General features: G+C 46.1%; 10 protein-coding genes and 4 tRNA genes. 11 read left to right on the top strand and 3 right to left on the bottom strand.

Features of this window, described 5'->3' with window-relative positions; translation table 11 throughout:
• Positions 1–1382 (bottom strand): proton-conducting transporter membrane subunit (locus WC772_02855; GenBank protein ID MFA6169695.1); only part of this gene is annotated, 1382 nt, incomplete at its 3' end.
• Positions 1383–1587: 205 nt separating this feature from the next.
• On the opposite strand from WC772_02855, the gene WC772_02860 reads away from it, so the two are divergent.
• From WC772_02860 to WC772_02880, 5 genes are all read left to right on the top strand, one after another.
• Positions 1588–3843 (top strand): sodium-translocating pyrophosphatase, encoded by a 2256-nt coding sequence (locus WC772_02860; GenBank protein ID MFA6169696.1) that lies wholly within the window; start codon positions 1588–1590, stop codon positions 3841–3843.
• Positions 3844–3874: 31 nt separating this feature from the next.
• A tRNA-Gly gene (locus tag WC772_02865) sits at positions 3875–3947 on the top strand.
• A gap of 8 nt (positions 3948–3955) precedes the next feature.
• Positions 3956–4029 (top strand) — tRNA-Arg (locus WC772_02870).
• A 14-nt stretch (positions 4030–4043) separates the two neighbouring features.
• Positions 4044–4125 (top strand) — tRNA-Leu (locus WC772_02875).
• 94 nt (positions 4126–4219) lie between these two features.
• Positions 4220–4292: transfer RNA gene (locus WC772_02880), tRNA-Lys, on the top strand.
• Here WC772_02880 and WC772_02885 read toward each other — a convergent pair.
• Both WC772_02885 and WC772_02890 read right to left on the bottom strand, forming a co-directional pair.
• Positions 4258–5715, bottom strand: a complete 1458-nt coding sequence (locus tag WC772_02885; GenBank protein MFA6169697.1) for a recombinase family protein — start codon at positions 5713–5715, stop codon at positions 4258–4260. The genes WC772_02880 and WC772_02885 overlap by 35 nt on opposite strands.
• A 192-nt stretch (positions 5716–5907) precedes the next feature.
• Positions 5908–6453, bottom strand: a complete 546-nt coding sequence (locus tag WC772_02890; protein MFA6169698.1) for a DNA-processing protein DprA — start codon at positions 6451–6453, stop codon at positions 5908–5910.
• A gap of 712 nt (positions 6454–7165) precedes the next feature.
• On the opposite strand from WC772_02890, the gene WC772_02895 reads away from it, so the two are divergent.
• From WC772_02895 to WC772_02920, 6 genes are all read left to right on the top strand, one after another.
• A complete protein-coding gene (locus WC772_02895; GenBank protein ID MFA6169699.1) occupies positions 7166–8167 on the top strand; it encodes a ParB N-terminal domain-containing protein in 1002 nt (333 codons plus the stop codon).
• Between the two features lie 76 nt (positions 8168–8243).
• Positions 8244–8579 carry a hypothetical protein gene (locus tag WC772_02900; GenBank protein MFA6169700.1) on the top strand — a complete coding sequence of 112 codons (336 nt, stop codon included), beginning with the start codon at positions 8244–8246 and terminating at the stop codon, positions 8577–8579.
• A 3-nt stretch (positions 8580–8582) separates the two neighbouring features.
• Positions 8583–10055 carry a DEAD/DEAH box helicase gene (locus WC772_02905; protein ID MFA6169701.1) on the top strand — a complete coding sequence of 491 codons (1473 nt, stop codon included), beginning with the start codon at positions 8583–8585 and terminating at the stop codon, positions 10053–10055.
• A 14-nt stretch (positions 10056–10069) separates the two neighbouring features.
• A complete protein-coding gene (locus tag WC772_02910) occupies positions 10070–11071 on the top strand; it encodes a ParB N-terminal domain-containing protein (protein MFA6169702.1) in 1002 nt (333 codons plus the stop codon).
• Positions 11068–12171, top strand: coding sequence for a Fe-S oxidoreductase (locus WC772_02915; protein MFA6169703.1), 1104 nt, complete (start codon positions 11068–11070; stop codon positions 12169–12171). The genes WC772_02910 and WC772_02915 overlap by 4 nt, the downstream gene beginning before the upstream one ends.
• Positions 12172–12798: 627 nt before the next feature.
• Entirely contained in the window at positions 12799–16275 is a 3477-nt protein-coding gene (locus tag WC772_02920) for an SNF2-related protein (protein MFA6169704.1), read from the top strand.
• The last annotated feature ends 2 nt before the right edge of the window (positions 16276–16277 follow it).

Genomic DNA, 16277 nt, shown 5'->3' on the forward strand with positions numbered 1-16277 from the left:
GCCCAGAAAAAGATCGTCAGAGCACTGCCGATAATGATCATGAAAAGGACCAGTGGGTAACGGACCGCCGCTTCGATCGCCATCCATTTGCTGATCAGGAGACCGAACGGCAAGGCAAGCATCGAGATCATCCCGATGATCGCGATAGTCGTCGTCACCGGCATCTTGAACATGATCCCGCTCATATCCTCGATATCGCGGCTGCCGATCGTCTGCTCGATCGTACCGACGCAAAGGAAGAGCAAGGCTTTGGAGATCGCGTGGTAGCACAGGATCATGATCGCGGCGGCAAAAGCGAGCGGCGTATTGATCCCGGCGCAGGCGACGATCAAGCCGAGGTTGGCGATCGTCGAATAGGCCAGGACTTTTTTCCCGTTGCTCTGGCCGATCGCCAAAGCGGACGCCCCCATAAAGGTCAAGGCGCCGATGATCGCGATAATGTTCGCCAGCGGCGTGCCGATCATCGCCGGCGCGATCCTCAATATAATGTACGAACCGGCCTTGACCATGGTGCTGGAATGAAGAAGGGCGGAAACCGGGGTCGGCGCGACCATCGCCCCCAGCAGCCAGCTCTGGAACGGCAGTTGGGCTGATTTAGTAAAAGAAGCCAGACAGATCAGGGCCAGCGGGATCAACAATCCAGCGCTCATAATGCCGGAAAGACTTTCTCCCCCACCCTGGTACAAAGCGAGGACCGGAGCTAAGGCTAGCGCGGTCCCGCCGAAGATATTAATGTTGATCGCCCGGGTCGCGCTCTGTTTAGCTTCTTCAGTCCCATCGGTCCCGATGAGCATGAAAGAGCAAAGGGTGGTCGCTTCCCAGAAGATCGCCAGCCAGCGGAAATCGTTGGCCAGGACCAGGCCGTTCATAAAGCCCAGAAAAGCGATCAGAAAAAAGAAGAACTGCCCGAGCGGCGCGGCACTCTTCGGGGAATGTTCGGCATGCTTGGCCATGTAACCGATAGCGTAGATCAGGATCAGCGAACCAATGACCGAAATGATCAAAACCAGGATGATTGACAATGGGTCGATCACAAAGGTCGCGGCCTGCTCTTCGCCATGGCGGGGATAGAATTTTTCGACCAGGGCCAGGACCAACTGAACCCCGGCCAAACCAGCAACCAGCCAGTTGCGCCGATTAACCCCTATATATATGAAAAGGGAAATTAAGGCGAGTTCGATCAGGAAAGCCGGACCGGCGTAAGAAGCCGACAAAGAGAAGTTAAACGAACCCTGGAAAGGGAGAAGCAAGCCGAAAACAGCGGTCACCACCGCCGCGGCAATAATCAAGAAGTTGCGCAAGAGCGGGCCCTTGGCAAAATAGGCGGCCAGACCAAAAGCGATCGGCCCCAAAATTAGGAACGATAAAATCAGACCTTGCACTAACAATTACCTTTCTTAATTAAAAATTATGACTGCCTAATTATTAAGCAGCCATTCCCCATCGCAGGCACACAAGGGGCAATTGTAATGCCAAGACGGCCAATTGTCAACGCCGGGAAAGGCCGTCTTGTGTTTTGTCCGCTAATTTGTTAAAATAAATTGGCTTTTCTTGGGGCTTAATTTTAATTTTCGAAAGGAGAAAAAAATGTCTGAATCAAATGTTGTGCTTCCGGCCCTGCGAATGGTTGAAATGAATCTGCTCTGGTTCGTCTTCGGTTCCGCTATCATCGCTATCTTGTACGGGATCTATCTCGCTTGGAAGGTGCTCGACGCCCCGGCCGGCTCCAAAGAAATGGTGGAGGTCGCCAAAGCGATTCAGGACGGCTCCAGCGCCTATCTTTCCCGCCAATTCAAGGTCATGGGGATTTTTATCGCCTTGATCGGCATCGCCCTGTACTTCATTTACCTGCCGGTTTACGCCGGTAATCCAACCCTCCCGCTGGGGATCGCGATCGCCTTCTTGCTCGGTTCGATCGCCTCGGCCGGCGCCGGTTATGTCGGCATGAGCTTGGCGGTCCGGGCCAATGTTCGCGTAGCCAACGCCGCGTTGACCAGCTTTAAAAAAGCACTGGAAGTCGCCTTCCAGGCCGGGACGGTTTCCGGCATGTTCACCGTCGGCTTCGGCCTGCTCGGCGCAACGGCAATTTTCTTGATCTTCCGCGAGAACGCGATGAAAGTTCTCGTCGGCTTCGGTTTCGGTGGATGTTTGGTCGCCCTATTCATGAGAATCGGCGGCGGCATCTACACCAAAGCGGCTGACGTCGGCGCCGACCTCGTCGGTAAAGTCGAACAGAACATCCCGGAAGATGACGCCCGCAACGCGGCGGTCATTGCCGATAACGTCGGCGACAACGTCGGCGACTGCGCCGGTATGGCGGCGGACGTGTTCGAAAGCTATGAAGTCACCCTCGTCGCGGCGATCATCCTTGGCGCCGCCACTCTGGCCGACAAGCAATTCCAGCTTTACTACGGCGCCGCGGCCTCGCTAATGGCCCTCAAGCTGATCGTTTATCCGCTCCTCGTCCGCGCGATCGGAGTTTTCGCTTCGATCATCGGGACCTGGGCGGTCCGCGGTGAAGATACTGAAGAGATCGGCGACCCGATGAAACCGATCAACTTCGGCTTCTATGTCGCGGCCATCTCCTCGATCATCGGCTTTGTGACCGTCAATTACTTCTATCTAAAAGACCCTAAGACCGGCCTCCCCGACTGGCGCTTCTCGCTGGCCACCCTGGTCGGTATCATCCTGGCGATCACCATCGAAGCGATGACCAACTACTTCACGCATACGGAACACCGGCCGGTCAAAGAGACCGCGCATTCGGCCAAGACCGGTTCCGCGACCACGATCCTGACCGGTTTCGGCCTCGGGCTTGAATCGTCCTTCTGGGCGATCATCGCCATCGCCGCCACGATCTTCGCCTCCATGGCGATCTTCGGCGGCAACGTCGCTCTTTCCGCTTACGGCGTCGCGCTGGCCGGCCTGGGGCTACTCACCACCACCGGCTTCATTCTGGCGATGGACACCTACGGCCCGATCGCCGATAACGCCAACGGTATTTTTGAAATGTCCGGCACCTATCGCGGACAGGGGAGCCGCGCCGAAAAGATCGTTTCCAAGCTTGACGCGGTCGGCAACACGACCAAAGCGCTGACCAAGGGTTTTGCCATCGCGACCGCGGTTATCGCCGCGATCGCCCTTTTCCGCTCCTTCGTGGAAGAAGGCGGCTTGATCGCGACCGGCATTCAGATCAATTCACCCGATGTTTTCATCGGCCTGCTGATCGGCGGTTCGATCCCGGTCCTCTTCTCTTCATTCCTGATCAGAGCGGTCAGTAAAGCGGCGATCACCGTCGTGGAAGAAGTTCGCCGGCAGTTCCGCGAGATCCCCGGCATTATGCAAAGAAAGAACAAACCGGAATACGATAAATGCGTTGACATCGTCACCATCGCCGCGCAGAGAGAACTGATCGGCCCGGCAATCCTAGCGGTTGTCTCCCCGATCATCGTCGCGTTTGCTTTCGGCACCGCAGCTTTGGGGGGCTTCCTGGTCGGAGCGATCATAGTCGGACAGATCATGGCCGTGCTCCTCTCCAACTCCGGCGCGATCTGGGACAATGCTAAAAAAGTGATCGAAATGGGCTTGCATGGCGGCAAAGGAAGCGAAGCTCACAAAGCCTCGGTCATCGGCGATACCGTCGGCGATCCGTTCAAAGATACTGCCGGTCCGGCGCTCAATCCGCTGATCAAGGTCATGAACCTGGTCGCGATCCTGATCCTGCCGCTCACCGTGCAGAACCTGGGCTTCGAGATCAAGACGATCATCGTTACCGTCGGCCTGCTGCTGATCCTGTTCGCGATGTGGATGAACAAAAGCGGCAGTACGCTCAAAGAAGAATAATCCTGGGCCCAATTAAAAGGTTATTAGGGGCGCGGGAGTAGCTCAGTTGGTAGAGCGCCACCCTTCCAAGGTGGATGTCGCGAGTTCGAATCTCGTCTCCCGCTAACCTTGGGGGCCCGTAGCTCAGTTGGATAGAGCAACGGATTTCTAATCCGTAGGTCGGAGGTTCGATCCCTCTCGGGCCCGTTTCCTATCCACAAGGGCGAGTGGTGGAACTGGCAGACACGCATGGCTTAGGACCATGTGCCGTAAGGCTTGGAGGTTCAAATCCTCTCTCGCCCATTTGAATTATCGAGGCAGACACCCGGTTCTGCGCCGAAGGCGCATCCGCCTTTGGCGGAAACTCCTGTCCTCGGCATATCCGTCTAGGTTTTAAGCGCCATTAGCTCAATTGGTAGAGCAGCTGACTCTTAATCAGTTGGTTGAAGGTTCAAGTCCTTCATGGCGCATTTTCCCTTTACAGCGAACCATCGCTGATGTTGGGCGGCTTGGAGGCGACGAATGTTGCCGACAAGCCGCCCTATTATTATGATCGGCCGAAAAATCCCCTTCCGCCGCAGGGTCGCGCAGCGGGCCGGAGGCGGCATCGACGCTATCGGAATACAATAGTTTGACTTCTATCGTCTCTTTCGAATAAATGACCTTTTCGATGTGCCTTTTTATGACCAGGCGTTTCTCAGTTTTTCCCTTCAGTTTTGCCGCGTCAATGACGGCTTTTAGTATCTCCTGGACTCTTTCGGTCTTTATCGGTGAGTAACCCCCACCTGGTTCGCACCCACTCAAGCCACCATTGCTATCGTTATTGAGCACGTAGGTCAAACTATCAAGGTATTGTCTGTTATTCCTGATCCTATCAAGGTTATCGATGATAAACTTGTCCAGCCGGTCGGCGCTCACCTGTCGGATGTCGCAGAATGACCGATCTCGCTTATCGATAACTGAACAGCGGTAGTAGAAATATCTGGTCCGCTTGTTATTGGCATATTTGACCTTGTTGGTGAACACCGCGCACATAGCCGAGCCGCACTCTTTACAGCGGATCAAGCCGGGAAATAGCGAAAAGTTAAAGGTTGTCATCTTCTTGGGCCGAATATGGTCTTTCCTGATGTTCTGGACCTCATCGAAAATCATTTTGGAGATGATCGGCGTGTGAAGGCCCTGATATATTGTCCCCTTATGCTCGACCATCCCGGCATGGACAACGCCTTTCAGGATCGAATCTAAGCCGGTTTTAGAATGAGGCAGGCCGGAGCGGGTAAACTGTTTATTAGCTTTAAGCTTGTCGTAAATCCGCTGTGTTGAATGGGTCTCCAAAAAGTCCTCAAAGATAGTTTTGACTATTTCGGCCTCTTTGGGAACGATGACCAGCTTGTTGCCATCCCTCTCGTAGCCAAATGGTGCTCTGCCAGGCCCCCACAACCCCTTTCTGGCCTTCTCGAGTATCTTGTCCCTGATCCGCTCGCTGATAAGCTCCCGCTCGAATTGGGCGAAGGTCAGCATTATATTCCGTAGCAGTCGACCGGATGGCGTTGAGGTATCAAAGCGCTCGGTTATCGAAAGGAAGCTAACGTTGTGCCTCTCAAATATTTCTATAAGCTGATAGAAGTCTTTGGGCGATCTGGTCAGCCGATCGATCTTGTACGAGATAACTATATCGAGCTTGCCTTGCTGTATATCGTGGAGCATTTCCTTCAACGCCGGGCGGTCCGTATTTGCGCCCGTGTAGCCCTGGTCCGAATAGACCTTGTAAATATCCATCTTTTCCTGACTGCTAACAAACGACCTGATCTTTGACTCCTGGGTCGCACAGGAATTAAACTCAACATCGGCTTGGCTATCGGTAGAGACCCTGGTATAGATTGCTGCTTTCATGGTCAATTTCCTCCTTTATTTGAGATCAAATACTTAAGCTCTTTTATCAAAACTTGCTGGGCGTTCATGCTATTAAGTTTTTGGATGTAAGCCAAGAACTTATTGCACTCGACCTTTTGGGCCATACTACAGATAACCCCGGCTTGCCTCTTGTCGCAATAACAGCAAGGGTGAATTGGATAAAACGGCATACTAAAACACCTCCCTGCCTGCCGGTATGGCAGGCTTGTTTAAAACGAAGCAATGACTGGCGAGATCAGCGGGCAATGAGGCCCCACCGCCGCAGAGAAACACATAAACCGGAATGCCGCGCCTGACTGCCTGACGCACCGTGAACAGCGTGCCCCGGGACGAACCATGCAGGAAAGCAACCAGGCACGAGCAGGCAGAGATAAGCCGCTGATTGCGCCCCAGAAGCGCGGAGACCGCCTGCTGCCGCGCCGCGCCGGGAGAAGCCGAACCCCAAACCACCTGACCACCAGCGGCCAGAAAACGCCCAACCGAGGGACGGACCGAGACCGGAAACCCGCCAGCCGAAGACCAAGCCGAGAAGACCACCCCCGAAGCAGATGCCCCCTGCTCAACCAGGGCGGAAAGGGCGAACTGATCAGCCCCAACTGCGCCACCGGAGGCCACCAGGAAGCCACGAGCCCGGAACGCGGAGACCAAAGAGGCAACGAACGGGGAAAAAGAAGCGGGAAGCGAGCGGGAACCAACGAAACCAGCAATGCGAGACATATGAGCCACCTCCTGAAACAAGATGAAATGGACCTAGCATTTTTTTCTTCCTGTCACCCGGAGCACATATGCGAGTTAGATGCCGAGCATATGTGCGGAGGGCGCGGAGGAGGCAAAATATTACTCGATACCTCGAATATGATATTTTGCCGACGTAGCAGAGGGGCGCGAGCTACCTTAGAAGGCTTAGCGGCTCAAATGATGTATATCAGCGAACGACCCCTTGACAGGAAAGAAGAAAAAAATGCTATCATGAGAAAGCTGGAGAAAGAAAAAAAGGCATAAAAAGGCACAGCGAAAAGTGGCATTTAATTCGAAAGAGGCATAGAAGGCAATATTGTATTCCGATAGCGTCGATGCCGCCTCCGGCCCGCTGCGCGACCCTGCGGCGGAAGGGGATTTTTCGGCCGATCATAATAATAGGGCGGCTTGTCGGCAACATTCGTCGCCTCCAAGCCGCCCAACATCAGCGATGGTTCGCTGTAAAGGGAAAATGCCTCGACCCTCTGGCTCTCAAACCATTCAGTGCCGCGCTAGCCAGCTGATTATACCCAGCCCATTCATGGATGCCTTTGTCTTCTTCCCTCCCATAGCGGGCGCGTACATTCAGCCCCATTCAGATAGATGCGCGCCCGCTATCGCCAGAATATACTATAAAAACAATAAAATAGTTGTATAATAACTGTTAATTGTTATGCTTAGGAGGTCAACCATGAAATACGACAGATTGCCCATCTCACAAATAGAACTGGACAAAACAAACCCACGAATCGCACACTGGCTCAAGATGTACACCGATGTATCGCAAGAACAATTATATTTAGCCCTGGGCGTTGCAGAGCCCGGGAGTGCAGAGGCTGGCCCAAGTTTTTTCAGCTTAAAAGAAGCTATTAAAACAAATAATGGCGTTATTCATCCTATATTAGTGAATAAAAAAAGTAATGGGAAATATATGGTGATTGAAGGCAATACAAGATTAGCAATTTACATGGATTTTCAAAAAAATAAAGTGGATGGCGACTGGACAACAATACCTTGCATTATTCATGAAAATTTAAGTGAGGCCCAAGTTGATGCAATAAGGCTACAAGCGCATTTAGTTGGTGTTCGTCAATGGCAACCATACGCAAAAGCAAGATACCTTAAACATTTAAGGGATAGCGAGCATCTTACTTGGAATCAAGTTGTTGACTATTGTGGGGGAAAATCAAAGGAAAACCAAGAGTTGATCGCGGCATACGAAGACATGGAGCAATATTACAGAAAAGTACTTGAAGACGATAGTTCATTTGACGAAACAAGATTTAGCGCTTTCGTTGAGCTACAGAAGCCAAGAATAAAGGAAGCAATTATTAATTCTGGAAACAACCTTAATGATTTTTCTATATGGGTCCGTGACAGGAAAATATCGAGGTTGGAAAACGTCAGGAGGCTCCCCGCAATATTGTCAGATAAACGAGCAAAAGAACTATTTATGACTAGAGGGGACAAAGCGGCCCTAGCGCTTATCGATTCGGCAATAATTCAAACCGACCAAAGCAGCCTGTCCTTGATACAGGTTGCCAAACTGCTTTCTGAGAAACTTAGGAAAATTAACTTCGAGGAAATCACAAGGTACAAAGAAGACGCATCCTCCCCTGAATTGGAAGCATTGCTAGAAACGAAAGATGAGCTGATCTCCTTTTCCAATTTAATCAAGGGGAGTGAGCAATAATTTGCCCGAATCGACTACGCATAAAACGCTGGTTGGCGCAATCGTAAAATGGGTACACAAATACTACAATGAAGAAATGATCTTATACGTCGATTCCGAAAACGCAATGTTCACCGACGAGCTCCCTCCCTCAATAAACACTTGCAAGCCGGATGTATTTGCTCAAGGAAGAAAAAGTAAAAATATTGTTATTGGCGAAGCGAAAACAACCCAAATAGACCTGGAGTCCGATCATTCAGAAATTCAATTTACCGCCTATTTAGAATACTGCAAAAAGAACAGCGATTGCAAATTGGTAGTTGCAACCCCGCTTAATATAATTAATTGCGCAAAATCAATAATCGATGTGTTGAAGAAAAAGCTGCATTGTGAACAAGTCCACACAGAAATGATTAACCCATTATATTATTAATTTATGCAAATAATAAACCTTGACAAGGAGCCCAATATTAATCCAAAGTTCAAGGCTTTCCCATACCAAGATCAGGCCGTTAAGACCGTTTGCGACCTAGAATATGCTGCAATATTTCACGAACAAGGCCTTGGAAAATCAAAAATTGCAATTGATGTAATGCTCTATTGGCTAGAACATAAATACGTAGACACTGTATTATTTGTAGTCAAAAAGGGATTAATAAGCAATTGGCAAAAAGAGTTTTCTGCGCACAGCCATATTCGACCAAGATTAATCACTCAAAACAAAAGATCAAATTATTTCGCTTTTAATAGCCCTTCTCGCCTTATGATTACTCACTACGAAGCGATAAAAACAGAAAAAGAAAGATTTAAGTTGTTTCTCAAAACAAGGACCGTGGCCGTTATCCTGGACGAGTCAACAAAGATAAAAAATCACAAATCTGGAGTATCGAAAGCGCTATTCGAACTAGCCCCATTATTTCATAAAAGAATAATAATGACAGGACTGCCTGTGGCAAATCGACCATATGATATTTGGTCGCAAATATATTTTCTAGATCGTGGGATGAGTTTGGGAGATGCCTTTGATGAATTTAAGGCAAATACTGACCTTGATAAGGGGTTAAAAGACTCTAAGAAGAGACAAGGGGCGTTCGAAGACTACTTATCCGATATTTTTAATAAAATATCAGGGTTTACCGTAAGAGAAACGAAAAGCAGTGGCGTCATTAAATTACCAGATAAAATATTTGAAAACATTATTACTTCTTGGGAGCCAAAACAATATGATTTGTATAGGGATATACGCGACAGCATGAAGGCTATTGTGGTGAAGGAAGGCATCCCCCAAGAAGAAGACGCCGAGATGATCTTGAAAAGGTTATTACGATTGATTCAAATCGCATCCAACCCAAAACTAGTAGACGAAAAATACTCAGAAGAGCCTGGTAAATGCCCATATTTATACGAGCTTGTTTTAAATATATGTCGGAAAAATGAAAAATGCATTGTATGGACAACTTTTACTGAAAATGCTGACCAGTTATTTGTTTATCTCAAGGAATTTAACCCAAGAAAAGTGCACGGGAAAATGCCTATTGTCGATCGAAATTGCTCTATTGATGAATTTATTAAAGAGAAAGACGTGAAGGTGTTGATAGCCACCCCCGGAGCGGCTAAGGAGGGCTTAACATTAACGGTCGCGAATCATGCGATCTTTTATGATAGGTCCTTCAGCTTAGATGATTATTCTCAGGCCCAAGATAGAATCCATAGAATATCGCAAACAAAAAAGTGCTACGTGTACAATCTGATCATGGAAGACTCTGTGGATTTATGGATAGATGCATTATTGCGGGCAAAAGAACTATCGGCAAAACTAACCCATGGAGATATATCGAAAGAATATTTTAGCAGCCAAATATCATATTCATTTATTGATATCTTCAAGGAAGCTCTGAACATTAAATAACAGGGGGGCTGGTCATGAAAAAAGATGTTTTTACAAAAGACTATATAACAATCAGTGGAAAAGAGATAGAAGTTGAATCTGGGTTCATCAATCATGAAAAGCTTAAATATTACGCGGATAATCCTAGGATATATTCGATTATATATGCGGGAGAAAAATCGCTTAGCCAAAACGAAATAGAAGAAAGGCTATCCGACAAAGAACATGTTCGTTTATTGATTCAATCGATAAAGGCAAATGGAGGGTTGACCGACCCCATTATTGTCAGAGGTGGGGACTTTGTTGTGTTAGAAGGAAATAGCCGATTAGCTGCTTATAGAACTTTATCAAAAAAGGACCCTATCCAGTGGGGAAAGATAAAATGCAAGATTCTCCCTCATGATATAAGTAACGATCTGGTGTTCACCCTTTTAGGCGAATATCATATAATTGGGAGAAAGGATTGGCAGCCATATGAACAGGCTGGCTATCTATATAGAAGGCATAAGCTTCAAAAGGTCTCCTTAGAGAAGATACAGCACGAATTAGGCTTAAAGAAAAGCGAAATGGAACATCTCGTTGAAGTATATGAGTTTATGTTTACCCACAACGACACAGACATAAATCATTGGAGTTATTATGAGGAATATCTTAAATCAAGAGACATTAGCAGGGCAAGAGAAACACATAGTGATTTCGATCATTCAATTGTTTGTAAGATCAAAGTCGGCGAAATCACTAAAGCCATAGATATCAGAGATAAATTAGTCCCCATTTCAAAATCAACCCCCAAAATAATAAAAGGATTCATTTCTGGCAAAATCAAATTTGAGGATGCTTACGAGAGAGCATATGCCGGGGGTGCTGGGAATGCGGTGTTTGAAAAATTGCATAGATTCCGAGAGTGGCTAGCTAATTCAAGTATCGAAGAGGATATTATTGATAATGGGGATCAGCTAGTTAAAAAGTGCATATTTGAGCTCGGAAAGATTAGTAAGCGCTCGGACGATATTCTGAATAAAATTAATAAGACATGACAAAGAAAAAAATATTGTTAGTTGAGCCAAATTTCCCAATACCCGCCAAGAGTAAAAATCATAGGGACTTTTTACCAATCGGGCTACTTAAGCTCGCGAGCTATCATAGGGATAAGGGAGATGTCATTAAGTTAGTTAGGGGTAATCAATATTTTGATGATTTTTATCCGAATCAGATAAAAATTACATCTTTATTTACGTATTGGTCAAAATATGTATGGGAAAGCGTCAAATATTATAAAGAGACCTATCCAAAGGCAAAAGTTATTGTTGGCGGCATCTATGCGTCCTTAATGCCGGAACACTGCAAGCAATCGGGATGCGATGAAGTATTTATTGGGGTAAATGAAAAGGTTGAGAAATTTCGCCCAGCTTATGAACTAGTTAACGTCGATTATCAAATTATTCATACTTCACGGGGCTGTCTGAGACGATGTGCGTTTTGTGGAACTTGGAGGATAGAGCCCCGCTTCACTCATAAAAAGAGTATTAAAGACGAGATATGTAGTAATCGAATTATATTCTATGATAACAATTTATTGGGAAACCCCTTTATTAAAGATATTTTAAAAGAACTAATGAATGCGAAGCATAATGGAAGAGTGGTGTATTCTGAGAGCCAGTGCGGAATTGATGGGAGATTGCTTACCCCAGAAATAGCAAAGATGCTTAAACAGGCCAGGTTTATTAACCCTAGAATTGCATGGGACCATGGTTATAATCAATGGAAGCTAATTAAGAAGCAGATCAAAATGCTTGTTGCTGCTGGATATCCGGCAAAAGATATCTATGTGTTTATGCTTTACAATCACGAGCATGATTATCGTGAGATGCTAACAAAGATAAGACGATGTAAGAGTTGGGGAGTGCAAATATCTGATTGTAGATATCGCCCATTAGACCAAATCTCTGAAAGTTATTACCCCCGGAGGGAACAGACCAGCGAAGAATATTATATACATCCTAAATGGACAGACAAACAAATAAAAATGTTTCGAAGAAGCGTTAGAAGGCAGAATATTGAAGTACGACATGGTTTCTCCCATTACAGCGAAGAACTTGAACGCTTGGGAAAGAATAGTTCAAAAATCACAGCTTAAAAGCGCCCCTTGTATGGGCATATATCAAGAAGCGGTTTTTTCGACGTATGGGGGAGAAAAAACCGCTTCTTTGACAAGCTCACATCCTGTGTAGGTCTTTTTTCTTGCATCCATGAATGGTGTTGGGTATAATCAGAGTGATTGCCCGGCACTGAATGGTTTGAGAGCCAGAGGGTCGAGGCAATTCTCTCTCTTCTATTGCCGATGGCCTTTAGCCTTCGCCCCACCCCTCTCCCTCCCCAGCGGGCACGAACATTCAAGCCCCATTCAGATAGATGCGCGCCCGCTGCTCATAAACACAATTATTTTGCCCTCAATTAAAGAAAAACGCCAAATATTTAAGGCAAATATCTTACTTATTCCCAAAAATGGCGTATAATTAAATAGCTGACATAAATTATTATGACAATCTCTAATCTACAATTTCATAGTAAGACATTGAGACACTCCTCTAACCCCAACGATTACGCCCTATACCGAGCAGCACTTGAATGGGACTTAATGGAGCCCATTGTAATCGAAAATCGTGAAGATATAAGGTCAGAAACTAAATGGCATGACCGGCTCGAACCCTATCACCATCAAGTCACCAATTTAATGACATTTTGTCGCCGACTCCCAGTAACATTGCTTGCTGACGATGTTGGGTTAGGAAAAACCATAAGTGCCGGCCTGGTAATGAGCGAATTAATATCTCGCGGGAGAATATCTAAAATACTAATCGTTTGCCCAAAGCTACTAATGCCTCAATGGCGAGAAGAACTCGACCTAAAATTCGGAATCCCTTCAATTGAAGCTGTCGGAAGCAAACTTGTTAAAGCTAAACCCCCAGACGACGCTGGGGCAGTTATAACAACTTACCATTCAGCGCGTTTACATTTTGACGCACTTGCCAAAGTTGGATATGAAATGCTTATCCTTGATGAAGCACATAAACTTCGTAATCTATATGGAGTAGATCCTACTCCTCAAGTCGCGTTGCGTTTTCGAAAAGCATTAGCAGATAGACTGTTTAAATATGTTCTTATGCTTACTGCCACCCCTATTCACAATAGGCTTTGGGACCTTTATTCATTAATTGATTTATTAACCGTCGCTCGTGGGCACGAGAATCCGTTTGGAAGCGAAGGCATTTTTGCCAGGAAATATATTGCTGATGGTCGCACTCAAGCAAGACAGTTAAAGGTTGAAAGGAAAGACGAATTCCGCTCTATTGTTTATAGTTACATGTCTAGAGTAAGGCGCGCAGATGCAAAGCTATATTTTCCGGAAAGGGTCGTTGAGCTTCATAAAGTTGATCCGACCAAAGAAGAACTTGAATTAATAGATATTATTGCTAAACCAATACAAAAGCTTAACCGACTTGCTCAAATCTCTATTCTTCAGGCATTAATAAGCAGTCCCCATGCTTTAGCGGCCCAATTAAATACAATGGCTCGTAAGGGGACAGTATCAGAGTTACTAGCCAAAGCCGTACAAGCAGTTGTTGATCGGATGCCGATAACTGCTAAATTAAACGGCCTAAATGTCTTAGTTGAAAAACTTAGAAAAGAACAGCCCGAGCATTGGCGAATGATTGTATTTACTTGTCGCAGAGAGACACAAATAACAATCCAAGATTTCCTTGAATCTCGGGGAATATCATGCGGTCTAATAAACGGGGAATCAGGCCCACGAAATCAAACTACCATTGCTAAATTAAAAACGATTCCTCCAGAAATACATGTAATTATTTCCACCGAAGCCGGCTCTGAAGGCGTTAATTTACAAGCAGCTAATGTGTTAATCAATTATGATTTACCCTGGAATCCGATGATCGTTGAGCAACGAATAGGACGAATTCAGAGGCTAGCCTCGAAGCATGCAAGCGTATGCATTTTTAATATTATATTACAAGGCACTTTTGAGGAATATATTGTTGGAAGACTCATGGAAAAGCTGCAGCTGGCCGCACATGCCATTGGAGATGTAGAAGCCTTATTAGAAGCCTCCAATTTAGATGATAATGAAGAGGATGTCTCTACCAGTTTTGAGGAAAAAATCCGGCGCCTTGTTATAGCCTCTTTGGCCGGAAAAGACGTTGAGCTTGAAGCACGTTCAGCTGCTAATAGTATTGCTGAAGCGAAAAAAGAATTAGAGCGAGAAGAAAACAATATAAATTCATTGTTAGGCGGAATGGACGACGAATTTTCTGGGCCTAGATGCCCGAGGTTGCCTCGTCAAACGCAATCAATGGATGCCCGCAATTTTGTATTGTCCGCCTTGGCTTCTCAAGGGATGCGATTGTCTCCTATTTCAAATGGATTATATTCGGCCGAATCTGGGAGAGAAAAAGAAGTAATTCGTTTTGATCACAACGAAGTAATAGGAGTAAGAAGTACTTTATATGCGCCGGGATCATCCTCCTTTGAACGTTTAGTAAGCGGAATCACGTATGATGGGTGGCATCGAGTCGAAGATATTGACACTAATCCGTTGAAAATAGCGGAAGAACTATGCGTTAACTGGGCGAATAGTTTTGGTAGCACATATAAAACAGTAACTACCAAGGAAATAGTTCGTTGTTTTAACGGCACCGCACTAATGAGGGTTAGGGCAACTGTGGCTCATGATGGATATGAACGGCTCGTTGAAGTTGATTGTACCCCAAGTGAGCATTTTAGTGGCGCGTCTAAAAAATGGCTAGACCCAATAAATGAGATAATTGAAAATCCTACTTCTGTTGGTTTAATTACGGACAAATTAAATGAAAAGGCGATCTCTGATCCTAGCATCTCGGAATTTTGCCGATTCTACACCGAAAGAAGGACACAAGAAATGAATGCGGCAGGAGATGATGCTCGCAAAAGGAAGAAACTTGAGGATGATTTTACACCAAGACTGGAGTTATCGTTGGTGGGGCTTAATGGAAAGATGCATCGTAGATTAGTAATAGATGTGACTTATCAATTAGACCCGGGATTTGAGTATACAAGCATGCTGGCACTAACTCCGTCAACAGCCGAGATTAATAAGGGCCCCGATATGGACAAGTGTATGAAGACGGGCCGAGTTGTCCCCCGCGACTGCCTGGACAAGTGCGTTATTAGCAATACTCGGGTGATGAAACACTTACTTACTCCATCAGAACTGAGTGGCAGATTGGCCCTTCCTGAACATATTGTTATTTGTTCTTTAAGTAATAAACGAGTCTTAATCGATGAAGTTGAGAAATCAGCAATCACCGATCAATATGTTACTAAATCCTTGCTTAAAACGTCATCCATGAGCGGCAAAAGAGCGGAACCACAATTCTTCTCTAGATGTGAGTTTAGCAACTCTGAAGTTCTTGAGAATGAGATAGCAATTAGCCAAATATCTGGCAAACGCTATCGCATTGATGAGCAATTACACTCCGCAGTCTCAGGCAAAACCGGACATCGCGAAGAATTCATTTATTGTTCGGAAACGGGTAAGCCCCTATTATCAGATGAAGCGGAAAGATGTGAAGTGACAGGAAAGACCGTTATGCCTGGGTTGCTTGAGAGATGCGAAATAACAGGGAAGAAAGTATTAGCTTCGGAACTTGATAAAAGTGCAGTTACGGGCAAAAAGGCGCTAAAAAAATACTTTGTTCTAAGTAGCCTATCAGAAGCACATCTTCTTGAACAGGAAGCTATAAAATCTGTTGCGGGCAAATTTTGCTCCCCGTTAGAAGCTAAATCATGCTTCTGGAGTGGCCGTCAATGTCACCCCGATGATTTGCGTGTGTGTGAATTAACTGGCATACCAATATATTTTGAATTTGCATCAAATGGGGGGGCTGTTCAGCTCGAACCCTTAGTGAATCTTCTCAATGGGGTTAATAAAAAGGCAGATAAAGCTGATCTCTGGCAAACTATTGCAATAGAAGCCTCTAAGTTAGTTGGCGGGGGAAACTGTAAGGTCGAGGCGGCAGAGTTATCCCCAGATAAGCATTGTTTAGCCATTTCATTAGAAATCCGGACATGGCTAGGTTTTAAATTGAGACAAGCAGGATTATTATATTCTCTGGCAGACAACTCTGTGTCAGGCCGAGTAGTAATTGGCAAACGTGATAATAAAGGCTGGAGGTTTATAAGTTAAAC

The organism is Candidatus Margulisiibacteriota bacterium, from assembly GCA_041661965.1.
Taxonomy (GTDB): Bacteria; Margulisbacteria; WOR-1; order O2-12-FULL-45-9; family XYB2-FULL-48-7; genus XYB2-FULL-45-9.

Excerpts from the sequence above, each read along its gene's own strand:
- WC772_02910 (MFA6169702.1), top strand. The coding sequence starts at position 10,070 with ATGAAAAAAGATGTTTTTACAAAAGACTATATAACAATCAGTGGAAAA.
- WC772_02895 (MFA6169699.1), top strand. The coding sequence starts at position 7,166 with ATGAAATACGACAGATTGCCCATCTCACAAATAGAACTGGACAAAACA.
- WC772_02860 (MFA6169696.1), top strand. The coding sequence starts at position 1,588 with ATGTCTGAATCAAATGTTGTGCTTCCGGCCCTGCGAATGGTTGAAATG.
- WC772_02915 (MFA6169703.1), top strand. The coding sequence starts at position 11,068 with ATGACAAAGAAAAAAATATTGTTAGTTGAGCCAAATTTCCCAATACCC.
- WC772_02900 (MFA6169700.1), top strand. The coding sequence starts at position 8,244 with ATGATCTTATACGTCGATTCCGAAAACGCAATGTTCACCGACGAGCTC.
- WC772_02905 (MFA6169701.1), top strand. The coding sequence starts at position 8,583 with ATGCAAATAATAAACCTTGACAAGGAGCCCAATATTAATCCAAAGTTC.
- WC772_02885 (MFA6169697.1), bottom strand. The coding sequence starts at position 5,715 with ATGAAAGCAGCAATCTATACCAGGGTCTCTACCGATAGCCAAGCCGAT.
- WC772_02890 (MFA6169698.1), bottom strand. The coding sequence starts at position 6,453 with ATGTCTCGCATTGCTGGTTTCGTTGGTTCCCGCTCGCTTCCCGCTTCT.